Annotated in this window: 8 protein-coding genes; 4 read left to right on the top strand and 4 right to left on the bottom strand. The window is 41.3% G+C overall.

Features of this window, described 5'->3' with window-relative positions; all coding sequences use genetic code 11:
• The first annotated feature begins 32 nt into the window (after positions 1–32).
• The 3 genes from GQS54_RS18970 (at position 33) to GQS54_RS18980 (ending at position 4,149) form a co-directional block, all read left to right on the top strand.
• Entirely contained in the window at positions 33–668 is a 636-nt protein-coding gene (locus tag GQS54_RS18970) for a DUF642 domain-containing protein (RefSeq protein WP_166425496.1), read from the top strand.
• Positions 669–1,000: 332 nt separating this feature from the next.
• Positions 1,001–2,950, top strand: coding sequence for an adenine deaminase C-terminal domain-containing protein (locus GQS54_RS18975; protein ID WP_166425497.1), 1,950 nt, complete (start codon positions 1,001–1,003; stop codon positions 2,948–2,950).
• A gap of 131 nt (positions 2,951–3,081) precedes the next feature.
• Entirely contained in the window at positions 3,082–4,149 is a 1,068-nt protein-coding gene (locus tag GQS54_RS18980; protein ID WP_166425498.1) for a HupE/UreJ family protein, read from the top strand.
• A gap of 52 nt (positions 4,150–4,201) precedes the next feature.
• On the opposite strand, the gene GQS54_RS18985 is transcribed toward GQS54_RS18980, so the two are convergent.
• The 3 genes from GQS54_RS18985 to GQS54_RS18995 all read right to left on the bottom strand — a co-directional run bounded on the left by GQS54_RS18985 (position 4,202) and on the right by GQS54_RS18995 (position 10,277).
• Positions 4,202–6,079 carry a response regulator receiver domain gene (locus GQS54_RS18985; protein ID WP_166425499.1) on the bottom strand — a complete coding sequence of 626 codons (1,878 nt, stop codon included), beginning with the start codon at positions 6,077–6,079 and terminating at the stop codon, positions 4,202–4,204.
• Positions 6,072–9,041: a sensor histidine kinase gene (locus GQS54_RS18990; protein ID WP_166425500.1), complete on the bottom strand. Its 2,970-nt coding sequence runs from the start codon at positions 9,039–9,041 to the stop codon at positions 6,072–6,074. The genes GQS54_RS18985 and GQS54_RS18990 overlap by 8 nt, the downstream gene beginning before the upstream one ends.
• A 66-nt stretch (positions 9,042–9,107) precedes the next feature.
• Positions 9,108–10,277, bottom strand: a complete 1,170-nt coding sequence (locus GQS54_RS18995) for a DNA cytosine methyltransferase (protein WP_166425501.1) — start codon at positions 10,275–10,277, stop codon at positions 9,108–9,110.
• 253 nt (positions 10,278–10,530) lie between these two features.
• Between GQS54_RS18995 and GQS54_RS19000 the strand changes: the two genes are divergently transcribed.
• Positions 10,531–11,259, top strand: coding sequence for an HNH endonuclease (locus tag GQS54_RS19000; RefSeq protein WP_166425502.1), 729 nt, complete (start codon positions 10,531–10,533; stop codon positions 11,257–11,259).
• A 17-nt stretch (positions 11,260–11,276) separates the two neighbouring features.
• Here the strand turns inward: GQS54_RS19000 and GQS54_RS19005 are convergent, their stop codons facing one another.
• On the bottom strand, positions 11,277–13,037 hold the full coding sequence (locus GQS54_RS19005) for a class I SAM-dependent methyltransferase (RefSeq protein WP_166425503.1): 1,761 nt from the start codon (positions 13,035–13,037) through the stop codon (positions 11,277–11,279).
• Positions 13,038–13,288 lie beyond the last annotated feature (251 nt).

Raw genomic sequence — 13,288 nt, forward strand, 5'->3', positions numbered from 1 at the left:
CACTAATACTTATAAGCCTGAGGTTGCCGTACATGCTTAAACTTAAATTTATCTTCTTATTGTTGTTCATCACGAGTACATCATCCCATGCAAATTTGATTTTAAATGGGGGCTTTGAAAACAATAATATTTCCTCAAATAGCTGGAAAGCCTTTAGCGCCAACTCAGTGACCGGCTGGGAGGGATCCGCCATGGAGTTATGGGATAATTTCAGTGGCTTACAAGCATTTGAAGGTGACCAATACGCAGAGCTAAATGCCAACGGTGAAAACGTCTATTCTATCTTTCAGTCAATCGATAGTCAGGCTGGCGAACTGTACGATGTTTCTTTTGCTTACGCTGCCAGAACAAAGAAAAATGAGAGCTTTCTTTTCGAAATTATAGACGCTAGCAACGGCTTCTTATTTAGCCAAATCATTGATGATCACATTCAAAAAGCATGGAGCACTTTTGAGACCACTTTCGAAGCACAATCTGACCTAACTTTGTTTCGATTCACATCCATCAGTAGCGGTACATTGGGCAATTTAATCGATGGTATAAGCGCTACAACGGCATCATTTTCAGCACAACAATCTGCGGCGGTTTCAGTATCTGAACCCAATTTAGGTTTGCTGTTCTCGTGTTCAATATTTTTATTGATCAGAAGAAAAGTAAGTTCCAAATAAATACATGTAGGTTTTTAACATTGCGCAAATCACTGCCCTTATCTTGGGTGCCTTCGTAATTCTTAAATCGTGGTTTATAGCAATAACTTGATACAGAGGTAAAATACCACCCTGTTCGATTAAACGTCATCCCCGCCTTAATTTAGTGCAATTCCCCCAAATCAATCGAACACGTCAGGTGCAGACCGCTGTTTAATCAGCCTTATTCCGCTGTATTCCCCGCTACGTCCCTTGTCCTATGGGAACCTGTCCAAATGGTCAACTTCTGGCATTTATGATGCATATTCGCCACTTCAGCCCGTTTCTAATGCGTTTTATTTAAGGACATAACCGTGACCCCTACTCTTCGTTTGGTTTTAACCGCGAGCCTTTTCGGCTTAGGCAGTTTGTTGCTCACCGCGTGCTCCCCTCCAACGCCAACCAATAAAACGGCATACGAAACACAGGATAAAACCCAAAGTGATATCGAATTCAGCCCTGAAATAAAAACCCGCCAATTTCTCACCCAAGTAGCCCTAGGGCGTGAATCAGCAGATTTAATCATCAGCGATACAACCCTGCTGAATGTATTCACCCAGGAATGGCTACCCAAGCAAGACATTGTTATCGCTAAAGGCCGCATCGCTTGGGTTGGCGATACCGGCACATGGCAAGGCCAAGCAACAGAACAATTTGATGCTAACGGACTATGGGCCGTACCTGGCTTTGGCGAGTCACACAAACACATTGAAAGTTCTTACTTAACCCCTGAATACGAAGCGGCCTTGGTCATTCCCCAAGGAAATACATGGACAGTAGAAGGCTCCCATGAAGTATCGAATGTCATTGGCACCCGCAATGTCGATTTTTGGCTAGCCGCCGAGCAAGCAGGCAGCCCGTTAAAAATATTCCCAGCCATAGGCTCAGCCACACCGCCTACCGTGTATGAGTCAGGCGGTGGCTATTACGGCTACCAAGAAATGAGTGACTTTATGCAGCAAGACTTACGCGTGGTTGCGTTAGGTGAAGTCATGGACTGGTCAGCGATTATCAATGCCGATAACGGTGGCCACCAACGTATTTGGGAGATGATCCAAGCCACCTACGATAACCGCGGCGTAGTAGAAGGCCACGGTATGAACCTTACCTCGCAAACTGATATCAGCGCCTTTGCCGCCGCTGGCCTAGCCTCTGACCATGAGGTTAGGCTAGCCAAAGAAGGCATTGAAAAGCTGCGGCGCGGCATATTTTTAGAAGTGAAACACGCCGCATTTGATACCTTGATCCCCAAATTGCTCGAAATGAACCTACAAGATTGGAGCAATGTCTCCGTCACCACAGACGACCGTGACGTGTTCGCCACCTTGCAATTAGGCTCGATGGATTACAACATTCGCAACGTTATTCAGCGCGGCGTACCCACCGAAATTGCCTACCAACTTGGCAGCTACAACACAGCGCGCCACTTTAATGTTGACCATTTGGTAGGCTCAATCGCCCCCGGTCGCTATGCCGATATCGTGTTACTGAGCAATCCCGAAACCGTGGCAATTGAACGAGTGTATGCCAATGGCTTATTAGCAGGCATCAAGGATGAATACCAACTGCCTATCGCTGCTATTGATTACCCACAATGGCTAACCGAAACCATGAATGTGGGCCGCGCCTTAACCCCAGAAGACTTCGCGATCCACGCCCCACAAGGCAAAGAAAGCGTGCAAGCTGCGGTGTTGCAGCCTTTCTGGTTTAAGCCAAACTTCATCACCAAAACCCTGCCCGTTTCGGCGCAAGGTACAATAGATGCAGATACCGCCAATAACCTTATAAAAGTCGCCGTGGTAGACCGCTACCATGGCACCGCCGCAGTATCTAAAATGATTTGGCAAAATGCTGGGCCCAAAACACCTAACTCAGCACTCGCTAGCTCTCAATCTCACGACTTACACAATATATGGAGTGTCGGCAATAACGACGCAGCCATGGCATTGGCCGCCAATACCGTCGCCGAACTTGGCGGAGGTTGGGCACTGGTCAAAGAAGGCAAAGTCGTGGCCACGGTAAAATTAGACATTGCAGGTTTGATGACCTCAAGGCCAGTCACCGAAGTCGCAGCAGAAATGGAGCACCTACAACAACAAGCTGACAACATGGAATGGATTGGCATGCCCGGCCTACCCGAACGTATGCGCTTTGCATTTTTAACTGCCGCACCGTGGAAGTGGCAACTCGTCGCCCCTTACGAAGGTAACCCAAGCGGATTAGTGAACGTCACGACCGGCGAAACCCACCCCGTTATTTGGTGATGATGCAGCGCAACACACCCAGCAACCCTGCACTGTGCCAGCTGAAAGGGCTCATCGGGCAAACAGGGCTAATAGCACTTTTATTGTTAGCAGCCCTAGTTGCGCCAACCGCGCAGGCGCATTTACTCAACATGACTCGCGTCTCCTTAAGCCAGGTTGACGAACACAGCGCATCCCTTGAGGTCACAGTCGACCTAACCAAAGAAACCGGCAGCAGTGAAGCCTACTACCAATTATCCCGCATCACAGTGCCGCTAAATGCCCCCGATATTCGCGCTCTGGCACAAAAGTTAATCTCCGCGAGTGACATCACCCTTGAGGGCCAACCGCTGAATTGGCAACTCACCCAAATAGACTTGCCTAGCGACATTTCACAAAATGAATTTATGTCTGACCTCAGCTGGCCTATGACCCAGTTTGTATTTACCGCAACTCTACCCAGCGTACCAAAGGGCTCAGCGGCACAGCTACGCGCCAAATTCACCGGCAAATTTAGTTTTGAAGAACCCATCGCTATCAGTATCAAACAAACATCAAGCGGCCGAAGCTTAAACCGCTGGCTGGTGCGCGACCAACAAAGCCCAACGTTCGCCTTACACCCAGAAAATCTGAAATCGCAACAACGCACCCAGCAAAGTGAAAACGCCAGCGAATGGCTACATTATGTGTGGCAAGGCATTATTCATATTATCCCCCAAGGCTGGGACCATGCCCTATTTGTACTCGGTTTATTTTTGGGGATCACCCAAGTGCGTTACCTGCTGATTTGGATCACCGGCTTTACCATTGCCCACACGGTAACACTTGGCTTAGCGGCGTTTGGCGCTATCGCGGTCCCGGCCAGTATCATCGAGCCAATCATCGCCTTATCAATACTTTGGGTAGCGGTTGAAAACATATTTTGGCGACCAAGCCCGTGGTGGCGACTCATCATCGTTATCGCGTTCGGCTTAATACACGGCCTAGGTTTCGCCTCAGCCTTAAGCCAACTCGGGCTCCCCTCACAAGGCCTAGTGTTAGCCCTCGTCAGCTTCAATATTGGTGTTGAACTCGCCCAACTGGCGATCATACTCGTCGCATTTGTATTGCTCGCTAGATGGCGCAATCATCCCAACTGGCAACGCCTAATAGTCACACCTGGCTCCGCAGCTATCGCGTTGATCGCAGGTATTATTCTATGCCAGCGTGTTTTGGGTTGAAGAAAGCCTAAGCACAACTTAAATATAGGTGTATTGGTAAGCGATTTTTAGATTAATTATTGATAAAATCCAGCCCAACTCTCGATTTTGCAAAACCGAGACGGCTCATTAAATTTAAAGCATATTCATACCTTAGCTCCGCCACCACGACTCCGTCATGAGGTTTAACCGTAAGTGATGTGCCTTTATCACATGGCTCAGACAAGTGTAATTTAATTTTTTTATCACAATCGAAGATTCCCTGATTTTCGATATAGTACTGCTTAGCTTTTGGGTTCGCTTTTCCGTCTAAACCAACGGTAAAACTTAAAATTCTTATATCCCCTTCTGGCCCATCTGGTTGTATGAAGAGTAAGTTATTTTGAGACGAATAATTAATTATTTGTTGTAAAATCTCAAGTTCGCTAAGCTCAGGAAGAGCCACTTCAACTTGCTTCAGACTTGACCACATGCTATCCCTAGTTAACTTTAATGCTTCCTTTGCATCGTACATCTGCACTAAAGTTACAGGCATTAGGGGTTTAATATCTTGCTCTCCATTAGTCTCTTCTCTATTTTTTTGATCAGGAACCAAGTCACATATCGGAGTTAAGCATAGCCAAAAATTATTGTTAATCTTTAAAACATGCCCCGTGATTATATGGTGTGTACTGATTTTTCGGCTACAGCTAAAACAATTTGCATGCTTTACTTGTTCTAATTCATCACCTTCATTTTTTTCAGGTACAAAATAACTTAATAGTTTGTTCTCATCTGTATCAGCCTGCTTCAGAGACTCCAATAAATTAACAGTGAAGTCACCTAAGTCATCCTTTATTTCTGTAGCTAGCTCTTCCCAAAGTTTTGAAACAGTTGACCAAGCAGCAGTTTTTGATTCGTATTTTGTTTTAGACTGTATTAACTCTTTAAGCCAAGCTGCTTGCAAATACCTTTTATTAAGAATATTACTCGATGCTGAAATGCCCTTACATTCGACTTCATTCCTCAACTTTGAAAGAATTAACTTGTGAGGATGTGGGCGCCAAAACTCCATAGCCTCTAACAATTTATCTGGTATATCATTAATTTTAGTCGTTTTTTTCCCGACGACTGTTAGAAACAAGTCTTCTGTTTTTAACCAGTTAATTTCACCATTGATCCCCCAATCGAAATGTTTGGCAGTTTTAACTGGTGCTATCGCATCTAAGCCCTTATATTTTTCAGATACCAACCATCTCATTAGCAGTTTTATACAGAGTTTGATGTCATCTGGTTTCTGCTGATATATAGAGTTAAAAACTTGTAATCTTTCGTCCTCACACAAACCTGAAAATAATGAATTAGAATTTTTATGTATTAAAGAAAGCAAATCAATTTTACTAATTGAATCGGTTAACTCTTGCCTAATATTTTCATTTTCATCTGACCAATCATCAAGTGCGCTCTCGACCATTTTACGGGGTTTTTCATGTAGATTAGCTTCTTTTGGCCTAGCTTGTAATGAAGCAACAATATCGCAATAAACGTCGTTTACACTACCTTTTTCGTTCGTATAACCTTTTGTATGAACTGCAACTATGTTGAAATGTCTATTATCAGCTAAGTGTTTAATTATATTTAATGATTTCTGACATAATCCATCGTCTTCACCATCTAGATGATAATCAAGAATTAGCAAATCACTGTGATAAAGGCGTCGCGATACGTTCTCAATCTCAAGAGCTTTCTCTTTCCCATCGTACACATCTAATAACCAATTAAAATTTTCCTCTCGGCTTACTTTGATAATTTCAGATAACCTGTCGATATCTTCGTCTTTATAACCTTCCCTACCTTGAGCAATTAAACATTCTAAAGTGGGATACTCGTCATCAATAACCGTCACAGTTCTTATTGGTTCTATATACGCTTCTTTTAAAAATGGTTTGTAATCAAAATTTCCATCAAGCATTTTTTATTCCTTTAAAATCAATTACAAAGTTGGCACCAGACAACACCTTTTTATCAGTATTTGTCTGGTAGAAAATTTTATGTCCTCCAGAAGCAAGATTACTCTTGCAAAGATACAAGCCAACTCCTCTCCCGCCACGTTGCTTTTTCGAAAAGAACAAAGTAAATAATTCGTTTACATCATCAATATCTACACCTGGACCATTATCAGCAATTATCACCAAGCCATCTTTTGTATCTAATGTAATTTTCCTTTGAGATTCATTAGTTTCCTTAACCCAATATCTGGCATTGTTGATTAAGTTGATGAATACAGGATAAATTTTTGATGGTTGTTCATAAATACTAAATTTATGAAAGGCATCAGTCTGCTCAAATTCTATTTTATTTTGTTCTAAACGCTTTTGAAAAAACTCGTTGACATAGTGAAATATGTCATCGCCAGATATTTGAATGCGCACCTTCTCACCAGCCAGTTTGAGTGGACTTAAAAATCTCCATGAATCACTTAAAGATTGGTGAGCTTGAGCTACACTACTTAATGCATCTTTCTGTTTATCATCTAAATTAGATTCGCCGAGTTTTTTTAAACCCCGTTCAATCGTCATATCTTGACCTTCGATTTCGTGGCCAATTATTTCTACTGAAATGCCCAGCTGGGCTAAAGCATGGAGTTGTTCATTCTGTTTTTGCAGACGGCTATTTTCATTTACAGACTGTATAGCTAAACCCTCTAAGTCAATCTGCTCTTTAAGGCTTTCCAAAGCATTAATATATGCACTTAATGACTGTGTTATTTCTATATCTTGCTTCTGATACTCAGTTTCAATAATAGAGTTTACATGTTGAAGTGTTGTGCGTTTAGCAGCAAGATCTTCTATATGTACTGCCAATTTATTATGAAAGGCTTTATTCGCAGTTTCAATCTGCTCTTCGAATCGTCGTAGTTCAGCTTTAATTAAGCTTCTGCCATTATTGGCAAGCTTACGGATTTTATGATGCAGAACACCTGCTTTACTACTGAAGTTTTTTTCTGCTATTTCAATATCTTTCTTAACAACTAACTTATTGATTGCGTTTTCGACAGAATGGCATAACGAATTAAAAGTAGTTTTTAAGTCACTTTCTATATCTCGATAATCACGATAATCGTCCTCTATGCTGCCTAGATTTCTTGGAACAGGACTAAGTGAAAAACCTTTTATTCTTCCATCTATTTCATTCAATTCATGTTTTAACTGTGTCAATTCATCTTGGTTATCTAATTTACATTCGTTACTCAAATAAATACTCAATTCGATAAGGTCTTGCTGAGTTTTCAACAAATTTGGGCGGTTTTTTGAAATTGAACCCTTTACTCTTTGCCTTTCTTTTTTCAGTAACGCCCTACGAGATATTGCTGCTTTTTCAGCCAAATTAATTGCGTTTATTTCATCTAATTTAATATGTCTGTTATCTGAGGTTCTACCAATCAAACGCTTTGCTACTTGTATAAGTATATTTTCAACTACTTCACGAAAAAGCTTTGAAGCTTTGTTATCAATAATACCTTCTCGTCCAGCTTTATCTCTTAAATTAGGATTTTCAGCTTTGGTTATATTGACTCCACCAAAACAAGCTCGGTTAGAAAATACAAACGTACCCGCATTATTAGTTCGTCTTTTTTCTATTTCAAAAAAGTCATTATCTTCACGGCCGTATGGCATTACTCTTAAGTCGTCACGGAATACCATTACACCGCCAAATAGCTTTCTCATTTCGATAAAATTTATATATTGTTCATCAGACAAAGAGCTGTTTTTTCGAATTACTTCAAAAGTACCTAACCTAACCTTAAACTCACCAAACCGAGTATCTTTGCGCGTTTTATAACGTGATTTTGGCTTAATCGATATATCATCGTGCCACTCGCCAAACGCCTTAACTTTACCATTAAAGTTACCTTCTTCATCAACCACTCCATCGATGATATGTTCAAGTTGTTCAAAATTATCTATATCAAAATTTCGCACTTCGTCTATGACAAATCGCTGTAACATACCATTCCAAGCCACTACTGATGTCTTGAAATCAGTAATCCCCACTTCATCCTCGCGATTAAAAGGGTTCACAAAACTATTTAACGTTTGAATAAATCGCTCTTTTGCTCTTACCTCAGTGCCATCAGCTTCAGAGCCTGAATCTGCCGATAGTTGAGCTGTTAAGTCTTCATGTATATCGGCAATAAACATTGCAGTACCGCTATTTGATTTACCAGTCCATACAGGCCAAGTATCAAAGTGACGCTCAGTAAAACATGTTTCGATTACTGTTTTTTCTATAGCTACTCTTGTTGAGTCTTTCTTTTCTCTGAGCTCTTGTTCATGGAATAAGGACCATGCTGATTCGATTCGGCTATTCCGACTTAAATCTTCTCCATCACCCCAAATATTCCCCATAAGGGAGTCAAACATCTTTGGTAAAATATCGTTTAACTCAATACGAACCGAGAATTCCACAATCGGTAACTTAATGTCATGTAGCATTAAGTAAGGATTCTCGAATAAACGCCAATCTAGAAGACAAGCAACAAACTGGTGATTTTTCTTTTTAGTTACAAGCAACATTAAGGAACCTAAAGCCGCACATGACAATCGACCAATACCTTTTTGTCCTTGCTTAACACGTATCTTTTCTAAGCCATTTCTATCAGATTCATCAACTTCAGCGCCAGTGGCTTTAGATTCTGTCCCAACGGTTAACCATTTTTCTCTTACATCATCAATGGACATGCCATGACCATCATCAACGAGTGAAGAAACCTGCAACTCCCCATCAAAAATATTTAAAGATACATTGCGCGCATATGCGTCGTATGCATTTTTCCAAAGTTCGGATATTGCAGTAGGGCAATCAGCGATTTGTTCACGACCAAGGTGATCTATTGTGCGGGCACGAGTTTGAAATGAAACTGAAGCAACCATACTATTCCAAATTAATTGTTCCTTTAATTAATCTAGAATAGTATGGTTTTATAGATGAAAAATAAACTATTTGTTTTTGTCTAAGACTTGAATTTTTATCTGATTTATTAAAGCTTTACCAAGTTCAACAGGCACTGCATTACCTATTTGTTTAGCGATAGACATTATCCCCCCTTCAAAAAAATAATCATCAGGAAAAGTTTGAAGTCTTGCCGCGTGCCTTAAAGATGTTCCATGATTTAGCCAAGGATGAACGAAACGCCCCTTTGATGGGTTGTTACATCCTGTTGTCATAGTATTAGAAGGTAAGTGTGGATATATTCTGCCATATACGTCTTTATGCCCTGCATAATTTTTGTGGCAAGCAAGCTCTCTACCTGATTCATCACGGCTACCTAGCAATGGAGTCTCTTTAAATAATGATGTCATTTTTTCAGAATGTTGCATATGCACATTGCATGGATCGTTAGCTTCTAAAGGTTTCCCCCAAACCAAATTATCTATACATTTATGCGCTGCATCTTGAGTGAAGTCGAATTTTTTAATTAGCCGCTTCCTAAAACCATCAAGGACTTCGACTGTTGGCTTCTCAAATACTGTTGACGCCGTTTTCCATTTATTATTACCAGCTTGACTGTGCGTTGCTTTCGGTGGCCAAATAAGTTCTTCAGCAGAAATGTCTCTTCTTAATGCTAAGATAAAAGCTCTTTTGCGGTTTTGAGGTACTCCATAATCCTTTGCATTTATAATAAGTGGTGCACCTGTAATAACTTGGTAATCATGTTCTTCAGCAAGTTTTAGAAACTTCGCAAGGTAATCTGCATGCCTTTGCCATAATAAACCGGGTACATTTTCCAACAAAAATACTTTGGGCTTTAGTCGTTCGACAAAATCAAAATAACGTATCAGCAAGGCATTACGTGGGTCATCTTTACCCGCATCCTTGATCCTGTGAGAAGAAAAACCTTGGCATGGAGGACCACCAAGCAATAAGTCTAATTCGCCTTGTTTTAATCCTTGGTATTTCATTAATCCATCAATATCGACATCGTTAATATCTTGGGCAAAGACTTGTGTTGAAGCCCCCAATCTCTGAACTAGGTTTTGGTAACAGGTGTTTGCCGCATTCACATCAAATTCGATGGCAGCTAGTAAATTAAAACCTACAGAATGAGCGGCTAGAGAAAAGCCCCCAGCCCCTGAAAATAAGTCTATAGCGGTAAAATTGCTCGACATTCTCTATGATCAAATAAAAAAATTGAGCGAAATTATACGTTTCTGATGATTGGTATGACAGATAAAAGTCAATTTAATTTTTAACATCACTTTTCTACATTCTACTCGTTGACCTCAAAGGAGTTGGTTAAAATACTCTTCTGTTTTTGCTCAAGACAATCACATTTCACTACGGCTTTAAGTTGTGGTTAAACAGCTGAAATTAAAGTAAATTTAAATATTCTATCAACCTTAATATATGGGAATGCAAGCCATGGAAAGTTCGTCTGTTTATTTTGAGCAGCAATATACAGCATGGTCCAGTAGCCTTGGCAAATCAGAAAAAACCATCAAGAATTATCTCGGTGCTCTGAGAACGACTATCCCTCGATGGCTTATGGAATGGGGATATACCATCCCAAGCTTTCTAGATATAAAAAATGCTGAAGAACTCAGCGCAATTATGACCGATACCTTACAGCATCAGGAGTTTCAGCTACGCGATGCAAAAGGCAAAGGCATGTACAGTGCTGCACTTAGGTCTTACCGAAAATTTTTGAACGACATATTTCAAGTATCGATTAGCCAAGATATCGATACTTTGTTGCAAGATAAGCGACTCAATGAAACTGAAAAGGCGAGATTAATAAAAACTAGAATGGGACAGGGTCAATTTCGAACCGAACTCATAAGATACTGGCAAGGCTGCGCATTGACTCAATACCATCAACTTGAATTTTTAATAGCTTCACATATTAAACCGTGGCGTGATTCTAACAACCAAGAAAGAGTCGATCCCTACAACGGTTTATTGTTATTGGCAAACTTCGATAAGGCTTTCGATTTAGGTTACATCACTTTTAAAGAGAAGGGGCAAATCGTTGTTTCTGAGGCGCTGGATGATTTTAGGCGATTAGGTATTCACTCTGAAATGTCTATTAAATTGACGCCAAAACACCAAGGCTTTATGGAATATCATCGGGAGCAAGTTTTTATTAATTAATAACTCTGCGTTACCCCCTACCACTCACTCAACTGCTGCATATCTTTTAAGCGGCCTCTTTGTAACAGCAGGGCTTCAAATAGATCATCGATAGAATCGTTTTGTGCACTGAGCCCGGGGAGTGCGATATTCGCTTCGGCGAAGAAGCGTTGTTTTTGGTTAGAACCGTTTTCGTTTAACCACGCCGATGCCCACCAGTGTTGCATGCGCTCTTTGGCAGCACTAAGTGTTTTTTCTGAGGGTAATTTGTCTCGTTTGTTATTGTTAACCTTGCTGTCGCTGGGCACTAGGTTCCATAAGTCATTATTTGGCCAGCGTGAAAAAGGCATGCTGTGATCGATGTCGTATTTTTGTTTTAAGGTTTTCGCTGACCATACACATTGCATTTGTTGGCTGCTGGCAAGGGCGTCGAATCGTTGTCGTACGTCTGTGGTTGAGCGCACTGGCTCTTCCCATTTCAAAGCTTGATACAGCAAGTGTTGTTTGTCTGACGAACTGAAGTCTTGGTTGCCTTTGTAGCCGGCCATGGTTTTTACCCATTCACTGACTAAAACTGGCTCTATCCAGCAGGCATATCGGCTGAGTGCCAACCACGTGGTTTCGGGTAATGAGAACTCGCCCCACTTAGATAGAGAATCTAAATCTAAGAACAAACTGTCTTTTGCTCTAACGGTTTTTGCGTCTACTTCAAACACCCGAATATCGCTATTAGGTAGGGTAATGTACTTGCTTGGCATCTCTCTTATATTTTGAGCACTGGCCGAAAGCGCTCGGTATAACGCTTTTGCGTCAGCACCGACAAATAAGTTACCAATACGAAAATCGGCGGCGGACCTGTGGGTTAGTTGCCCCCAGCCGTTGTCTTTCATAAAGCCCATATTGGGGCTTTTATTCGGTGTTTGGAATAACCCGTGGTGATCGATTAAATCTTTGTATTGGTGTATCCAATATAAAGCCACCAAACCTAATGGCAGTATAACTCTGTCGCCATTTGCAGAAGGTTCGCGCCTTAGTACCGCACCTGCATGCCCATCAGCTATTCTTAATAATACTCTTAGCAATGCCAGTTTGTGCGTGGCAGATTTACCGTCATTAATGGCCACATGGCGGATAAACGGGAAGGCACCAGTACCATCGTCTGGCATTTGCAATACAAGGGTTTGCCAGTAAACGCCCTCACGCCCTAGTTGGTCTTTTTTGTTCTGCGATTCGAGCTTTGAAAACAACCCAAGGTTTTGTGCTAATGCCTCTACCTCTTCAACGCTGACGTCGAACATTTTCCTTTCATGCTGCTCTTCGGCTGTCATACCAAATTTCAGCGATATCACTATTTTACCGCCGGGCTTGAGCAAATTGGCTAGTTTTCGTAATGAGCGACTTCGTTGAGTAACGGGAACGTGCATCCAAACGGCACTTAATAAAATGAGGTCAAAGCTAATTTCTAAGCGTGTGGTTTTATCTAATGCGGGTAATGCGTCTTGCAACCAATGAACATTTTGCCCTTGGGTTGTAGTTTGCCCTTTTTGCAGCATTTGTAATGCGGGCTCTACAGCATAAACACGGCACTGATTATCACCGTGATTTTTTTCAGCGAGCAGATTGGCGATATGACTTACGTCTCGGCCTACGCCTGCGCCAACATCAAGAATAGCGGCATTAGGTTTGGCTAAGATAGCAGGTAAATAGTGCGCCCAATTGTTATGCACTTGGTCAAACGACAGCGACAAATACTGCGGCGCGATTTCTTGAACTCTATCGTTGTAATAATCGTTAGACACATTAATCCTTGTGACACATCAACTGGCTATTTTCTATGGCAGTGCGAATTTCAATACTATCGCTGAGTGTTTAACACTTCAATTTCGGTACAGGAATTTGCTTAAACTTTACGTAACAAAATGTACCCGATGGAAAATGATTTGTCTTTCTAATACCAATTCCAACAAATAATTGCTGAGTGGTTAATTATTTACTGGAGTTGGTATAAATTAACAAGCAATCTGTATAAAGAATACTAATCTCAGGATTT

Origin of the sequence: Paraglaciecola sp. 20A4, assembly GCF_011378905.1 — a bacterium.
Taxonomy (GTDB): Bacteria; Pseudomonadota; Gammaproteobacteria; order Enterobacterales; family Alteromonadaceae; genus Paraglaciecola.